General features: G+C 66.2%; 14 protein-coding genes and 1 tRNA gene. 10 read left to right on the top strand and 5 right to left on the bottom strand.

The genetic code is table 11. The features are described 5' to 3' along the window. The first annotated feature begins 95 nt into the window (after positions 1 to 95). On the top strand, positions 96 to 746 hold the full coding sequence (locus tag KZX42_RS05880; RefSeq protein ID WP_248117947.1) for a DUF1345 domain-containing protein: 651 nt from the start codon (positions 96 to 98) through the stop codon (positions 744 to 746). A 19-nt stretch (positions 747 to 765) separates the two neighbouring features. Here KZX42_RS05880 and KZX42_RS05875 read toward each other — a convergent pair whose 3' ends face one another. From KZX42_RS05875 to KZX42_RS05865, 3 genes are all read right to left on the bottom strand, one after another. Beyond that, complete coding sequence (locus tag KZX42_RS05875; protein ID WP_248117946.1) at positions 766 to 1,017, bottom strand: DUF2171 domain-containing protein; 252 nt, start codon at positions 1,015 to 1,017, stop codon at positions 766 to 768. Positions 1,018 to 1,174: 157 nt separating this feature from the next. After that, positions 1,175 to 1,250, bottom strand: a tRNA-Ala gene (locus KZX42_RS05870). A 257-nt stretch (positions 1,251 to 1,507) separates the two neighbouring features. Continuing rightward, a complete protein-coding gene (locus KZX42_RS05865) occupies positions 1,508 to 1,972 on the bottom strand; it encodes a TIGR02300 family protein (protein WP_248117945.1) in 465 nt (154 codons plus the stop codon). Positions 1,973 to 2,097: 125 nt separating this feature from the next. On the opposite strand from KZX42_RS05865, the gene aroA reads away from it, so the two are divergent. The 7 genes from aroA to mscL all read left to right on the top strand — a co-directional run bounded on the left by aroA (position 2,098) and on the right by mscL (position 7,614). Next, positions 2,098 to 3,405, top strand: a complete 1,308-nt coding sequence (gene aroA, locus KZX42_RS05860) for a 3-phosphoshikimate 1-carboxyvinyltransferase (protein ID WP_248117944.1) — start codon at positions 2,098 to 2,100, stop codon at positions 3,403 to 3,405. Continuing rightward, positions 3,405 to 3,671 carry a hypothetical protein gene (locus KZX42_RS05855; RefSeq protein WP_248117943.1) on the top strand — a complete coding sequence of 89 codons (267 nt, stop codon included), beginning with the start codon at positions 3,405 to 3,407 and terminating at the stop codon, positions 3,669 to 3,671. Before aroA ends, KZX42_RS05855 begins: the two co-directional genes overlap by 1 nt. Then, the gene (locus KZX42_RS05850) at positions 3,668 to 3,940 is read left to right on the top strand and encodes a hypothetical protein (protein ID WP_248117942.1); all 273 of its coding nucleotides are present in this window, start codon (positions 3,668 to 3,670) and stop codon (positions 3,938 to 3,940) included. Before KZX42_RS05855 ends, KZX42_RS05850 begins: the two co-directional genes overlap by 4 nt. Before the next feature lie 110 nt (positions 3,941 to 4,050). Continuing rightward, positions 4,051 to 4,695: a (d)CMP kinase gene (cmk, locus tag KZX42_RS05845; RefSeq protein WP_248117939.1), complete on the top strand. Its 645-nt coding sequence runs from the start codon at positions 4,051 to 4,053 to the stop codon at positions 4,693 to 4,695. A 198-nt stretch (positions 4,696 to 4,893) separates the two neighbouring features. Beyond that, the gene (gene rpsA / locus KZX42_RS05840) at positions 4,894 to 6,597 is read left to right on the top strand and encodes a 30S ribosomal protein S1 (RefSeq protein ID WP_248117937.1); all 1,704 of its coding nucleotides are present in this window, start codon (positions 4,894 to 4,896) and stop codon (positions 6,595 to 6,597) included. Positions 6,598 to 6,869: 272 nt separating this feature from the next. Next, positions 6,870 to 7,160, top strand: a complete 291-nt coding sequence (locus KZX42_RS05835) for an integration host factor subunit beta (RefSeq protein WP_248117935.1) — start codon at positions 6,870 to 6,872, stop codon at positions 7,158 to 7,160. 31 nt (positions 7,161 to 7,191) lie between these two features. After that, positions 7,192 to 7,614 (top strand): large-conductance mechanosensitive channel protein MscL, encoded by a 423-nt coding sequence (mscL, locus tag KZX42_RS05830; RefSeq protein ID WP_248117933.1) that lies wholly within the window; start codon positions 7,192 to 7,194, stop codon positions 7,612 to 7,614. Here the strand turns inward: mscL and KZX42_RS05825 are convergent, their stop codons facing one another. Beyond that, entirely contained in the window at positions 7,615 to 8,763 is a 1,149-nt protein-coding gene (locus KZX42_RS05825; RefSeq protein WP_248117930.1) for an N-acetyltransferase, read from the bottom strand. It lies immediately after the preceding gene. 283 nt (positions 8,764 to 9,046) lie between these two features. Between KZX42_RS05825 and KZX42_RS05820 the strand changes: the two genes are divergently transcribed. Then, positions 9,047 to 10,978: an oligopeptide:H+ symporter gene (locus tag KZX42_RS05820; RefSeq protein WP_248117928.1), complete on the top strand. Its 1,932-nt coding sequence runs from the start codon at positions 9,047 to 9,049 to the stop codon at positions 10,976 to 10,978. Between the two features lie 75 nt (positions 10,979 to 11,053). Here KZX42_RS05820 and KZX42_RS05815 read toward each other — a convergent pair whose 3' ends face one another. After that, positions 11,054 to 13,123 (bottom strand): TonB-dependent receptor, encoded by a 2,070-nt coding sequence (locus KZX42_RS05815; RefSeq protein WP_248117926.1) that lies wholly within the window; start codon positions 13,121 to 13,123, stop codon positions 11,054 to 11,056. A 167-nt stretch (positions 13,124 to 13,290) separates the two neighbouring features. On the opposite strand from KZX42_RS05815, the gene KZX42_RS05810 reads away from it, so the two are divergent. After that, positions 13,291 to 14,214: a TraB/GumN family protein gene (locus tag KZX42_RS05810; protein WP_248117924.1), complete on the top strand. Its 924-nt coding sequence runs from the start codon at positions 13,291 to 13,293 to the stop codon at positions 14,212 to 14,214. The last annotated feature ends 9 nt before the right edge of the window (positions 14,215 to 14,223 follow it).

The raw sequence follows: 14,223 nt of genomic DNA, 5'->3' as shown, positions 1-14,223 counted from the left end.
AATACTCTCGTAACCGTCGGGTGACAACTGCGGCTTTCCGCTCACGTCTCGGGTTTGCCGATGGACGGCGATGGGCAAATGCGCGATCTCGGGCCATGGGGTTCGTCACGCGCCTGTTCCGTCTGCATTTCTCCCTTTGGCTGGGGCTGGCCGTGCTGGCGGTCGTGGTCGCGGCGACGCCCGCTTCGGCCGGTTTGGCTGTGCGGCTGGCGGCGGGATGGGACGCCGGGGTGGCGGCCTTTCTGCTCCTGACGCTGGTTCACATCCTGCGCTCAAGCTCTCAGGCGGCCATCCGACGCAGGGCGGCGGAACTGGATCAGGCCGGGGCGCTGGTCCTGCCGCTCAGCCTGACGGCGGCGGCGGCCAGTTTGGTCGTGCTGGTGTTGTCCCTGTTGCATGGCGGCAAGCCGTCGCTGGCGCAGGCCGGCTTTTCAGTTCTGACGGTGGGGCTGTCGTGGCTCTATGTCCACGTCATCTTCGCCCTGCACTACGCCCACGAGTTCTATTCGCCCAAGGACAAGGGCAAGGGCGATCAGGGCGGCCTGATGTTCCCGGGCGAGGACGACGCCGACTATTGGGATTTTCTGCACTTCAGCCTGATCATCGGGGTGGCGAACCAGACCGCCGACGTTCAGATTTCAAGCCGCGACCTGCGCCGGCTGGCGACGCTGCACTGCCTGATCGCCTGGTTCTTCAACGCCGTGATCCTGGCGCTGACGGTCAATCTGGCGGCGGCGCTGTTCTGAACGCCGCCGCCGAAGCGGTTCAGAGATCGACCGGCTTGCCGGATTTCTCTTCTTCCAGGGTGACGGCGACATCGGCGTTGGCCGACAGGCGCACCTTGTCGCCCTCCACGCCGGCGACGAAGCCCTTTTCGATATAGTGGTGATGGTCGCTGTGGGCGCCGGTGTTCTCGCGCCGGGTCAGCTTGATGCGGTCGCCGTCCAGGCGGTCCACCGTGCCGACATGGACGCCGTCGGCGCCGATGACGTCCATGCCTTCCTTGATCTCGCTCATCGTCGTTCTCCTGGCTGAAGCGGATTGCAGCAGAGGAGCGCGGCGGCAAAGCCGAGGTTCCCGTGGTGAACACCGGCGGACAAGGCAAAGATTAAAGTGTCATGGAGGATGGCCAGTCTCCCTCTTCCCTGGCGAACCGAGGAAAGAGGGAGACTGATGGTGGAGCTTAGCGGAGTCGAACCGCTGACCTCTTGCATGCCATGCAAGCGCTCTACCAACTGAGCTAAAGCCCCGGACCTTGCGGTCTGGTTCGCCCGGTTCATCTTGCGATGGCCCCCGGCGAGGCGGCGGAAACTATGTCAGGCTTTTTCTGCGATCAAGCCCGTTTCGAGATTTATTTTCACCGCGTTCCCAAAGGTGAAAATGCGCAGGTTTTTCAAACCAAAAGGCTCGAAAGTCCTGCTGTCCCGCCGCGCTTCTCTAGCGACAAATGCGGCGGGCGCAACAAGAATCTGGTCCCGGTCGCCGAGCGCGACCGGCCCAGCCGAACCTAGTCGTCGTCGCGCGACGGCTTGGCGATTTCGTCGTCGATGGAGTCGTCGTCCTCGTCCTCGATGAAGGGGACGGAATCGTCATCGTCGTCGGCCATCAGGTCGTCGTCGTCGCCGTCCGTCGAACCCATGCCGGGCTCTTCCGAGGCGTCGGCGGGGGAATCGTCGTCGTCGTCGGGCGTCAGGATCGGCTCATGACCTTCCTCGTCGATTTCCGGCGTGGAGGTTTCGTTGTCATCCTCGTCGTCATCGCCGTCGGCCGACTTGGTCTTGACCTGATCTTCCGTGTCCTCGTCGTCGGCCGGATAGCCGGGACGGGCGCGACGGCTGCGCAGCTTCATCGCCTCTTCGGGATCGAAGTCCGTTCCGCACTTGGGGCAGTGGGCGGGGCGGCGGTTCAGGTCGTAGAATTTCGCCTGACAGTTGGGGCAGACCTGTTTGGCGCCCAGTTCGGGATTGGCCACGGGGGACACTTTCAACGGGTTGAATTCGGGGCGGTCCCTTGCCACCCCTTAAGGCCGCTGTCAAAAGCTGTCTTTTCGCGCCGCCCGCGCGACCCTTCCGACATCGCAGCCTGAAGCGGGTGACCATGCCTTCTCAACTGACCGCAAGACGCGCCGCCGCACTGGCTGGAAAGGTCCGTGCGCCGGGCGACAAGTCCATGTCGCACCGGGCGATGATCTTCGGCGGAATGGCCGCGGGCGTGACCACAGTCGAGGGCCTGCTGGAGGGCGATGACGTTCTGGCGACCGGCCGCGCCGTCGAAGCCTTCGGCGCGAAGGTCGAGCGGACCGGCGAGGGCGAATGGCGCATCGAGGGCGCGGGCGGGTTCACCACGCCGTCTTCGGTGATCGACTGCGGCAACGCCGGAACGGGCGTGCGTCTGCTGATGGGGGCGGCGGCGGGCTATCCGCTGACGGCGACCTTCGATGGCGATGCGTCCCTGCGCAAGCGGCCGATGAAGCGGGTGACGGGACCGCTGGCCGAGATGGGCGCGGGGTTCGACTGGCTGGCGGCTGAGGATCGGGTTCCGGTCGCCCTGACCGGCGGGACGCTGACGGGCGTCGACTATGTGCAGACGGTGGCCTCGGCCCAGATCAAGTCGGCCATCCTGCTGGCGGGACTGAACGCTCAGGGCGTCACCACGGTCACCGAGCCGGAAAAGAGCCGCGACCACACCGAGCGTATGCTGCGGGCCTTCGGCGCCGAGGTGATGGTCGAAGAGCAGGGCGAGGGCTGGAAGATCACGCTGAAGGGCGGGCAGCCGCTGAAGGCCGCCCATGTGGCGGTGCCGGGCGATCCGTCGTCCGCCGCCTTCCCCCTGGCGGCCGGGCTGATCGTGCCGGGTTCGGAGGTGACGGTCGAAGGCGTGATGCTGAATCCCCTGCGCACCGGCCTGTTCGACACCTGGATCGAAATGGGCGCGGACCTGACCATCGCTAACCGACGTCAGGCCGGGGGCGAGGACGTCGGCGACATCACCGCCCGCTATTCCCAGTTGAAGGGCGTCGTCGTGCCGCAAGAGCGCGCGGCCTCGATGATTGACGAGTATCCGATCCTGGCGGCGACGGCGGCCTTTGCGGATGGCGTCACCGTCATGCGCGGCGTCGGCGAGATGCGGGTCAAGGAAAGCGACCGGATCTCGCTGATGGTCGAGGGCCTGCGTGCCTGTGGCGTTCAGGTCGAGGAAGAGCCGGAAGGCTTCCTGGTCACAGGCGGCGATGTGCGCGGCGGCGCCACGGTCGCCACCGCCCACGATCACCGCATCGCCATGAGCCATCTGATCCTGGGCCTGGCCGCCGAACAGCCGGTGTCGGTGCTGGACCCCGAAATGATCGCCACCAGCTTCCCCGGCTTCGTCGAGATGATGAACGGGCTGGGCGGCCGGATCGACTGATGCGGTTGCGCGAGGCCTTCCATCGCGGCCTTGCGGTTCTGGGGCTTCTGACCTGCCTTGGCGGGGCGGCATGGACGGGCTGGACAGCCTGGCGGGCGGCTTCAACCGGCGTGGTCCGTGGCAGGCATGGCGTCGTTCATCTGCGGGCGGATGGCGATGTCTTCTATTACTCGACCGCGATCCTGAATGTGGCGGCGTCCGTCATCTGGCTGGGCCTTGTGGCGTTTGCGGTGCTGGTCTTGGCGCGCTGGAAGGATTGGACGTGAGCAAACCTGGCTGGCTCAGTCCCCTCGTGACCCTGGCGATCGCGGGGCTGATCGGCTGGGGCTGCGTGATCGGCGCGCGCGAGGTTCTGCATGGCCTCGATGTGGGCATGCTGAACAACCGCAAGGGGCCAGACGTCTATCTGGTCGAGCACCCCATGATCTTCTGGGCCCTGATCGTTTTCTACACGACGGCCATCGTGGTCAGTGCGGGCATGGCGGTTCTGCTGGCGGCCATCGCCCTGCGCAGTCTGTTTAAGCGGCGCGCCTGAAGGTCTGTTGGGCCGGGCGGCTGGATTGCGGGCCTGATCCTCGCTATCTGGTGCGCCCTCTCGTGCGTTCGGGATGAAGTTTGATTGCGCCACGCGCTGCGGAGACCTGTTTGACCCTGATCATCGCCGTCGACGGCCCGGCCGCCTCGGGCAAGGGCACCATCGCCGCCCGTCTGGCCCAGACCTATGGCCTGCCGCACCTGGACACGGGCTTGCTTTACCGGGCCGTGGGGGCGCGTCTGCTGGCTGAGTGCAGGTCGCTGGACGACGAGGCGGCGGCGACCGAAGCGGCGCGCGGGCTGGATGCGTCCGGTCTGTCGGAAGACGACAGGCTGACGACCGGCGAGGCGGGAGAGGCGGCCAGCCGCGTCGCCAGCTTCCCCGGCGTGCGAGCGGCCCTACTGGAGCTGCAGCGGGCGTTTTCGGCCCAGGCGGGCGGGGCGGTGCTGGACGGGCGCGACATCGGCACGGTGATCGCCCCCGATGCTCAGGCCAAGCTGTTCGTCACGGCCACGCCGCAGGTGCGCGCGACCCGCCGCTGGAAACAGCTGGCCGCGCGCGGATCGGACATCGGTTTCGAGGCCATGCTGGCCGATATTCAGCGCCGCGACGAACGCGACGCCGGGCGTGGCGCGGCGCCGATGGTGCAGGCCGAAGACGCGGTCTTGCTGGACACGACCGACATGGGTATAGAGGCCGCCTTCGATGCGGCCCGCCGTATCGTCGAGGCGGCGCGCGCGAAACATGGCCTTTAGGCCGGGTTTGCAAATCCAACGCGCCACCCTCGGCTTCCGCGGGCGTCCTGATCGTTTCTGAACGGCCTCGCATCCTGACGACCTGACTAAATCCTTTTCCCATCGTTTCACGCGCGGCGCTTCGCCGTTCGAGAAGCGTTCACCTGCGTGAGGCCCTCCGGTCGCGCGCCTTCAGCCCCCAGGATGCTTTTCAGCTCCATGACTGACACCCTTACCCCCACCCGCGACGACTTCGCCGCCCTGCTCGACGAACAACTGTCGGGCCGCGACTTCGGCGAAGGCCAGGTCGTTCACGGCCGCGTCGTCGGCATCGAAAAAGACATCGTCATCATCGACGTCGGTCTGAAGACCGAAGGCCGTATCGCCATGCGCGAATTCGGCCAGGGCGAAGACGGCAAGCTGCCCAAGGTCGGCGACAACGTCGAGGTTTACCTGGAGCGCGTCGAGAACGCCCTGGGCGAAGCCGTCATCAGCCGTGACAAGGCCCGTCGCGAAGAAGCCTGGACCCGTCTGGAAGTCGTGTTCGCCGAAGGCCAGCCGGTCAACGGCGCCATCGTCGGCCGCGTCAAGGGCGGCTTCACCGTCGACCTGGGCGGCGCCTCGGCCTTCCTGCCTGGTTCGCAAGTCGACATCCGTCCTGTCCGCGACGTCGGTCCGCTGATGGGCAAGGAACAGCCCTTCGCCATCCTGAAGATGGATCGTCCGCGCGGCAACATCGTCGTCTCGCGTCGCGCCATCCTGGAAGAAGCCCGCGCCGAACAGCGCACCGAGCTGGTCGGCCAGCTGCAAGAGGGTGAAATCCGCGAAGGCGTGGTCAAGAACATCACCGACTACGGCGCCTTCGTCGACCTGGGCGGCATCGACGGCCTGCTGCACGTCACCGACATGTCGTGGAAGCGCGTCTCGCATCCATCGCAGGTCCTGGCCGTCGGCGACACCGTCAAGGTCCAGATCGTCAAGATCAACCCGGACACCCAGCGTATCTCGCTGGGCATGAAGCAACTGCAGTCGGACCCCTGGGACGGCGTGGAAGCCAAGTATCCGGTCGGCGCCAAGTACACGGGCCGCATCACCAACATCACCGATTACGGCGCCTTCGTGGAGCTGGAAGCCGGTGTCGAGGGCCTGGTGCACGTCTCGGAAATGTCCTGGACCAAGAAGAACGTCCACCCCGGCAAGATCGTCTCGACCTCGCAGGAAGTCGACGTCGTGGTTCTGGATGTCGACGCCTCCAAGCGCCGCATCTCGCTGGGCCTGAAGCAGGCTCAGGACAATCCGTGGGACGCCTTCGTCGCCAACCACCCGATCGGCTCGACCGTCGAGGGCGAAGTCAAGAACGCCACCGAGTTCGGTCTGTTCATCGGCCTGGACAACGACATCGACGGCATGGTGCACCTGTCCGACCTGGACTGGTCGGTGTCGGGCGAAGAAGCTATCCAGCGTTACCGCAAGGGCGAAATGGTCAAGGCCAAGGTCCTGGACGTCGACGTCGAGAAGGAACGCGTCTCGCTGGGCATCAAGCAGCTGGGCGGCGATCCGATCGGCGAGGGCGACACCTATCGTCGCGGCCAGCAGGTCACCGTCACCGTGACGGCGATCGAGTCGGGCGGCATCGAGGTCAAGTTCGGTGAAGACGACGCGCCGGTCACCTCGTTCGTGCGCAAGTCCGACCTGTCGCGCGACCGCAACGAGCAGCGCCCCGAGCGTTTCTCGGTCGGCGACCGCGTGGACGCCATGATCACCGCCGTGGACAAGGCCTCGCGCCGCATCTCGGTGTCGATCAAGGCGCTGGAAATGAAGGACGAACAGGAAGCCATCGAACAGTTCGGATCGTCCGATTCGGGCGCTTCGCTGGGCGACATCCTGGGTGCCGCGCTGAAGAACGCCGGCTCCAAGGAGTAAACGTTCGTCCCAAGAGCGTCAGGCGCTTCGCCACAGTCGCGAAGCGCCGCGCGCTTGCCGGCAGCGACAAAGACTGAAGGGCGGCGGGCGCGATCCCGCCGCCCTTTTTCTTTCCGGCCCTGGTTTGTGTGCGATAGCGGACGTATTTCTGACCCCGACGCCCCATCCTTGTCCGATAAGGGCTTTTTCGAACGTCAGTCGGGCGTTAGGGTGCTTCATCTGGACCGAGGCGGGCGAGACGGCCCGTCCTCACGACCTGACCGGGGACGCCGATGATCAAGTCCGAGCTGATCGAAAAGCTGGCCATGGAGAACACCCACCTGACCCATGCGGAGGTGGAGCGGCTGGTCAACGCCATCCTGAACACCATGACCACGGCCCTGTCCGACGGCGGGCGGGTCGAATTGCGCGGTTTCGGCGCCCTGTCGGTGCGCTCGCGACCGGCGCGCGCGGGCCGCAATCCCCGCACTGGGGAGGCCGTCGAGGTGCCCGCCAAGGCTGTGCCCTTCTTCAAGAGCGGCAAGGAGCTGCGCGAGCGTTTGAACGCCTCGGGCGACGCCTGAACCCGTCCCATCCCAAGCGCGAGGAGCGTCCATGAGCCTTCTGTCTGAGTTCCGCGAGTTTGCGGTCAAGGGCAATGTCGTCGATCTGGCCGTCGGCGTGATCATCGGCGCGGCCTTCAACGGCATCGTCAAGAGCCTGGTCGATCAGGTCGTCATGCCGCCCATCGGCCTGCTGACGGGGGGGATCGACTTTTCCGAGCTGGAATGGGTGCTGCGGGCCGAGAACCCGGCGACCGAGGCGGTCGAAAAGGTCTCCATCCAGTATGGCGCCTTCCTGAACACCGTGATCCAGTTCCTGATCGTGGCCTGGGTGGTGTTCCTGGTGGTCAAGGGCATCAACGCCCTGCGTCGTCAGGAAGCGGCCAAGCCCGATCCGGCGCCTGCCGCCCCGACGGCGACCGAGGCCCTGCTGACCGAGATCCGCGACGAGTTGAAGGCCCGGCCGAACGGCTGATCAGGCCTTGGCCGCCCGGCCGCGTGACGCGGCCGTGACGGCTGAACGTCGACGCACGACCGGCGACGGCGGATTGCGCGAACAGATGCCGTAGTCCCCGTCGAACGGCGTCGGAGCCCAGGCGTCGGCCAGCGCCGGATCGTCCACAATGGCGTGACAATGACCCCAGCCGCCCTCGCGGCGCCCGGTCTGCGCCAGATCGCCCAAGGCCGTCAGCAGGCGCGGCGTCGTCATCGGCAAGCGCACCTTCGCCGCCCCCAGGCCGCGCGCATTGACGATCAGGGCTCGCGTCAGAAGCGGCAGAGCGTCCTGGTCCGTCTCCAGCGCGATCAGATCGACGATGTCCAGACACGGCGGTTCGATCAGACTGGTCTTGGTGATCTGCGCCATGGCCAGGGCGACCACGGCGCCGCCACGCACGCAGGTCAGCATGATCGGCGGCAGGGTCAGGTCGGGATCCGAAAGACGCCAGCGCAAGGTCTCCGGGCTGCGATCCGCCAGAAGGCGATCCTCTTTGGCCAGCCGTGACCAGAAGTCGCCGTAGGCCGAGGCGTCGGACAGGTCGCGCAGCACCGTGACGCCCGCCGGCAGGTCCAGAATACGGCGACCGAACACCCGGGGGTTCATCAGCCGCTCGCCCAGCCGAGCCGCCGTCTCGGCCGAGACGCGGCCGAGGAGCGCCCGCAACACACGTCCCTGGACGCAAGCCGGTCGGTCGGTGGTCCACGACAGCTTCAGGGCGTGGGTCTGTTCGGGCCAGGGCTTGAGGCCGAACAGTCCATACAGCGGCGCCGAACGCGCATTGGCGTTGAAGGTGTAGCGAGCGAACAGGCCCGGCTGTTTCAGGAACGCCCGGATCAGCGGCCGGCTGGCGCCCTTGCGGCTGGGCGGCACGATGATCGAAAAGCCCGTCGCGCCGTAAAGGCTGCGCGCTCCATGCTGGAACCGCTGGATGAAGTTCCCCAGCATGGCCGCCGGCTGGTCGTCGTCGTCCGCCACCACCCAACCTGCAGGCGCGTCGAGGTCTTGGCGCGCCGGATTGCTTTCCAGCCAGCGCCAGCCCGCAGGCGACCGCTCGGGCCAGCCCACCTCGCGGTGCAGCCGGTTCAGGGCCTCGTGATCGGATCTCATGATCGGCCGCACAGCCATGGGACGGTCCTTCCCAAAATGAAACCGTGGTCTTCTTCGCCTCCGTCCAATGCAGACACGGCGCCAGAAGACGTCACTTTGGGTTGTGCGCCTGGAAGACGGCTCGCGGCACGCTGTCCCATAACGGCCTTAACACTTGTTCGGATTTCCCGGCCGTGCTGCTTATGCGCCTTTCGTGCGTCGGTGAGGGCGCAGCAGTCAGGAGTAAGCCGTTGACACAAACGGACATGGGGGGCGCGCGACTTACGCGCTGCGTTAACGGTCTTCGATGCGGGGTGGCGGTATGAATATCGTCGTCGCCCTCGGGCTGATCATCACCTTCGCGACCGGGGTGCCGGTCATGATGCAGATCTTCAAGAACCACCCGCGCGGACTGATCATCCTGTTCTTCGCCGAGATGTGGGAGCGCTTCTCCTACTACGGCATGCGCGGGATTCTGATCTTCTTCCTGACGCAACACTTCCTGTTCGACGACGCCATGGCGGGGTCGACCTACGGCTCCTACACCTCGCTGGTCTATCTGCTGCCGCTGCTGGGCGGCATCATGGCCGACCGCTTCATCGGCACGCGCAAGGCCGTGGCCTTCGGCGCCCTGTTGCTGGTCGCCGGTCACGGCATGATGGCCTTCGAGGGACGTCCGGCGACGGAAACCCTGACCTATGCGGGCCAGACCTATCAGATCGACGCCGAAGGGCGCGGGGCGGCGCGTGACGTCGCCATCGTCGTCGACGGCCAGAAGTACAAGTTCGAGCCCGCCGAGAACGGCCTGGCCATCCAGGGCCTGCCCGCGACCTCGACCCTGCCGGCCGTCATCCCGACCGCCGACTACAAGATCGAGACGACCCGCGACATGGCGGGTGTGAATGTCTTCTATCTGGCGGTGTCGCTGATCATCATGGGGGTCGGCTTCCTGAAGCCCAACATCTCCACCATCGTCGGCCAACTGTATCCGCAGGGCGATCCGCGACGCGATTCCGGCTTCACCCTTTATTACTACGGCATCAACCTGGGCGCCTTCTGGGCCGCCGTCCTGTGCGGCCTGCTGGGTCAGACAGTCGGCTGGTGGGCGGGCTTCGGCCTGGCGGGCGTCGGCATGGCGCTGGGTTGGGTCGTCTTCATGCTGGGCAAGCCGTTGCTGCAAGGCAAGGGCGAGCCGCCGGCGGAGGCCAATCTGAAAAAGCCCGTGCTGGGTCCGATCAACCGCGAATGGTCGATCTATCTGGCCAGCATCCTGGGTGTCGGCGTCGTCTGGTTCATGGTCCAGCGCAACGCCCTGGTGGGCTGGGTGCTGGGCGCCGCGACCGTCGCCTCGCTGCTGTTCATCCTCTACGTCATCGTCAAGGTGTGCGAGAGCAAGGCGCAGCGCGAGCGGATGATGTTGGCCCTCGTGCTGATCTTTGGTTCGGTGGTCTTCTTCACCCTGTTCGAACAGGCCGGCACCTCGCTGAACCTGTTCGCCGACCGTAACGTGGACCTCAGCATTACGCCCCAGGCCTTCCAGTTCCTGGGCATCACCGTCGGCACGCCGGCGCAACTGGCCGCGGCCGGCATCACGCCCAGCGGCATGTGGATCGACGCGACCATCACGGCCGCCCAGACCCAGTCGTTCAACGCCGGCTTCATCCTGATCTTCGCGCCGATCATGGCGGCGCTGTGGGCCTTCCTGGCCAAGCGCAACCTGGACCCCAATCCTACGATGAAGTTCGGCCTCGGCCTGCTGCAGGTCGGTCTGGGCTTCATGGTGGTGGTGTGGGGCGCCGGCATGGCCAACTCGGCCTTCCAGATGCCGTTGCTGCTGCTGGGCCTGCTCTATCTGTTCCACACGACGGGCGAGCTGTTCCTGTCGCCTGTGGGCCTGTCGGAGATCACCAAACTGTCGATGGCCAAGGTGGTCAGCTTCATGATGGCGGTCTGGTTCCTGGCCAGCTCAATCGCCCAGTACGTCGGCGGCTGGATCGCCGGACTGGCGGGGACCGAGACGGTGGGCGGTCAGGTGCTGAACCCCGGTCTGGCGCTTCAGACCTCGCTTGACGTCTTCGGCATGCTGGGGATGTGGGGCATGGGCATCGGCGTCGCCTTCATCGTGATCAGCTTCTTCATCAAGGGCTGGTCGCATGGGGCCAACAGCGGCGGCGACCATCCGGGTCCGGCGCTGAGCGACCGCGGTCAGGAAGACGGCAACGTCGCCGCCCCGCGCGCCTCCACCGTCGGCTGATCCCTTAAGCGGATCACCAAAGGAGAAGGGCGGCGTCCATGCGGACGCCGCCCTTTTTTCGCCCGGCGGGCGGAATCAGAAGGTCTTGCGGACCCGGATCGAGACGAAGGTGCGCGGGTCGACGGTGCGGTCCTCAATGAAGGCGACGGTGCGAGGATTGCGCGACTCGAACACCGTGCGGCGGGTGGTGAAATCGTCCCACAGGTTCAGCTGGGCGCGTATCGCCAGGGTCGGGGTCGGCTTGTATTCGGCGAAGGCCTCGATGTAGTCCGACCCGCGCCAGACGCTGATCTGGTCCGGGCCATAGGTGCCTTGGCCCAGACGCGGCAGCCAGTTGACCCCCCACTGCGTCTTCCAGCTGGCGATGTCCTGCTCGAAGCCGACATTGGCCTGACTGGCGCGCACGCCGGAGATGGGCCGCTCCTCGCCCGTGGTCGGGTCGGTGACCCGGGTCTTGTTCCAGTCGTTCCTGAAGGTGAAGCGGGCGCCCGAGATGCCGAACTTGTCCAGCGGCAGGGTGACGTTCAGCGACAGCCGATCCAGCGTGCCGTCGCCGATATTGCCCACGGCCGACAGGCCTTCGGGAAGGGGCAGGCGGTCGATGACGTCGATGATTTCGTCATGGCGCAGACCGATGGAGACCACGCCCTGACCCCAGAAGCGACGCTCGTAGCTGAGTTCCGAAATCCAGCGCTGCTCCGGCTCCAGATTGACGTTGCCGCCATAGACGTTGTTGTCGCCCAGGTCGGCCGAGGCCGCGAAGTCGCCGAAGTCCAGCTGGCCCAACTCGCGTTCGAACCGCAGCCGCACCTGATTGTCCGCCATGGGCGTCCAGGTCGCCAGGAAGCGCGGCTTGGCGAAGAAGAAGCTCTTCTCCTGGTCCGCATCGCCAGATTGTTTGATCGTGGAGGCCTCCAGCCGCACACCGCCTTCCAGCGTCAGCTTGGGGTTCAGCCGCCATGTGGCCTTGGAGAAGGCCTCGCCGCGCGTCTCCTCGACCTTGACCGAGGCGCTGGGCAGGTCGATGGCCGCGCCCCCGATTGTGAAGCCCTGATGGACGTCCAGCATATTGTAGGCGACCTCGCCGCCCGCTTCGAGCGTTAGGGCGGGCGAGCGCTCGTGACGGATCAGGCCGCGCAGGATGGTCTCGGATGAATCGCCGTCAGAGGTGAACTGCTGCTCCGGCGCGGTCACGCCGTCCAGCCGCTCATTGCTGTTGGAGGCGTTTTCGAAAGAGCTGAACTCGTGGATGAAGCGGGTCTCGACCTGCCAGCGGGGCCGCAATTGGCGAGTCCAGGTCACGCCCAGTTCGCCGGAATGGCTGCTTTCCTCGTAGTCGTTGCGACGAAGCGATGTGTCCGAACTCAGCTCGGACCAGCTTTGCCAGTCGTTGACGCCGAACCGGGCGGTGCTCTCCACCTTGCCGCCGAAGAGGGGACCGGAATAGTTGCCGCGGATCGAGTTTCCGCCGCCCCAGCCGTCGTTCTCGAACCGTTCGTCGCGGATGACCACACCCGCCGCATTCGTGCGAACCGAACGTCCGACGCCGTTGGAATCGCTGGACCCCATGCCGTCGGACAGGGTGACGCCCCAGCTGCGGTCGCCTTTGCGCGCCGTGAACTGGTAGCTGCCGCCGTAGATGTCATGGCCCCCTTCGAACAGCATGGCGTTCCAGGTCAGGATAGACTGGCGGCTGGCTGTGGATTTCAGGATGACGTTCACGACGACGGCATAGCCCTGCATGTCCACGCCGGCGGCGCCGCCCCGTATCAGCTCGATACGCTCGACCTGATCGGCCAGGGTTCGACCCAGGACGTTCGAGCCGGAATCGTTCTTGGACGCCGGGCGGTTGTTGTTGATCAGGACATTGCCGACCGCGCCTTCGAAGCCGCGCGCGCCCGAGCCGTTATCGATGGAGAAGCCGGGCACCCGGTTCACCATGTCCAGCGCGGTGTTCGGGCGCTGGGCCGCGAAGAAGTCGGGCGTGAAGACCAGCACGCCGCGCTGGGCGCCGTCGGTCAGCGGCGCCTGGCTGGTCGGGCCGGTGGGCGCCGGCGCCTCGGCCACCTGCGGCGCGTCGCCGGCGAAGGCGGAGGTGGCGGTCAGAAGCAGGGCGGTGCTGGCCAGCAGCAGGGTCTTTGTCATCGTTTTTCCCCTCGGTTTGTTGGCGAGAGGTGTGCCGGTCCGCCTGCTTCATCTCCAGTTACAAGGCGGCAAGGTGGATTAAATCGACGACATCATTACAGGGATTTCATTACAATATTGACAGTAGATGGGCCTATATCGCCGTAATGAACTCGCGATCTTCTTCCTTGTTATTGTCTATTCTCGCAGCGATCGCCCTGTCTGCGGGTGCGGCGGCGGCGCAGGAGCCGTCGGCGTCCGACGTGGTGGAAGATATCGTGGTGACCGCCCGGCGTGTCGAGGCCCCGATCTGGGAGGTGCGGCGCGGCGACAGCGTGCTGATCCTGGTCGGCGCCATCGAGGGGCTGTCGCGCGACATGGAATGGCGAACCGACGCCCTGGTCTCGGCGGTCGAGCGGGCGGATCGGGTGCTGTTCCCGGTCCAGGGCCAGGCGTCGCTGGCGGACTTGGGGCGGGTGATCTGGCGGATCCGCACCCTGACCCGATTGCCCAATGATCGCACCAGCGCCGACTATTTGTCCCCTGATCTGGAGGCGCGGGTCGAACGGATCACGGGCGAGGGCCCCAGCCGCAAGAGCTTTCTGATGCTGTCGGCGGACCTGATGGCGCGCGGCGGCTCTGCACAGCGCGCGCGCTCCGTGTCCGAGGTCGTCCGTCGCGCGGCGCGCGCCAATAAGACGCCGGCCGAGCCGGTGGGCGTCTATCGCGGAGACGAGCTGATCGACAATGTGCTGACAACGCCGCCTGAAGCCTATCTGACCTGTATGGAGGCGGCGGCGACGGCGGCCGAGGCCGGGCCTGAAAGCGGCGCCCAGCGGGCGGAGAACTGGCGGCTGCGCCGCATACCGGCCGTGCTGGCCTCGCCGCTCGAACAGGCGTCGAACGCCTGTTCTCTTTGGACGGTGATGGGGGAGGGGCAGCGGCTGCGCGCAATCTGGAACACAGCCGCCGACAAGGCCCTGTCCGAGCCGGGCGTCACCGTCGCCATCGCGCCGCTGAGATTGCTGGCCGAGCCGAACGGGGTGCTGGATCGGCTGGCGGCGGACGGGCTGGAGCCTTTGGGCCCCGAGTGGCGCCCGCTCCAGCCCTGATTCCTTGAG

This window comes from Brevundimonas sp. EYE_349, from assembly GCF_023147505.1.
In the GTDB taxonomy this organism is placed as follows: Bacteria; Pseudomonadota; Alphaproteobacteria; order Caulobacterales; family Caulobacteraceae; genus Brevundimonas.
This window is presented reverse-complemented; position numbering and strand designations above follow the sequence as displayed.

Coding starts and splice junctions, on each gene's coding strand:
- KZX42_RS05880 (WP_248117947.1), top strand. CDS start 96: ATGGGGTTCGTCACGCGCCTGTTCCGTCTGCATTTCTCCCTTTGGCTG.
- KZX42_RS05875 (WP_248117946.1), bottom strand. CDS start 1,017: ATGAGCGAGATCAAGGAAGGCATGGACGTCATCGGCGCCGACGGCGTC.
- aroA (WP_248117944.1), top strand. CDS start 2,098: ATGCCTTCTCAACTGACCGCAAGACGCGCCGCCGCACTGGCTGGAAAG.
- KZX42_RS05855 (WP_248117943.1), top strand. CDS start 3,405: ATGCGGTTGCGCGAGGCCTTCCATCGCGGCCTTGCGGTTCTGGGGCTT.
- rpsA (WP_248117937.1), top strand. CDS start 4,894: ATGACTGACACCCTTACCCCCACCCGCGACGACTTCGCCGCCCTGCTC.
- KZX42_RS05835 (WP_248117935.1), top strand. CDS start 6,870: ATGATCAAGTCCGAGCTGATCGAAAAGCTGGCCATGGAGAACACCCAC.
- mscL (WP_248117933.1), top strand. CDS start 7,192: ATGAGCCTTCTGTCTGAGTTCCGCGAGTTTGCGGTCAAGGGCAATGTC.
- KZX42_RS05825 (WP_248117930.1), bottom strand. CDS start 8,763: ATGGCTGTGCGGCCGATCATGAGATCCGATCACGAGGCCCTGAACCGG.
- KZX42_RS05820 (WP_248117928.1), top strand. CDS start 9,047: ATGAATATCGTCGTCGCCCTCGGGCTGATCATCACCTTCGCGACCGGG.
- KZX42_RS05815 (WP_248117926.1), bottom strand. CDS start 13,123: ATGACAAAGACCCTGCTGCTGGCCAGCACCGCCCTGCTTCTGACCGCC.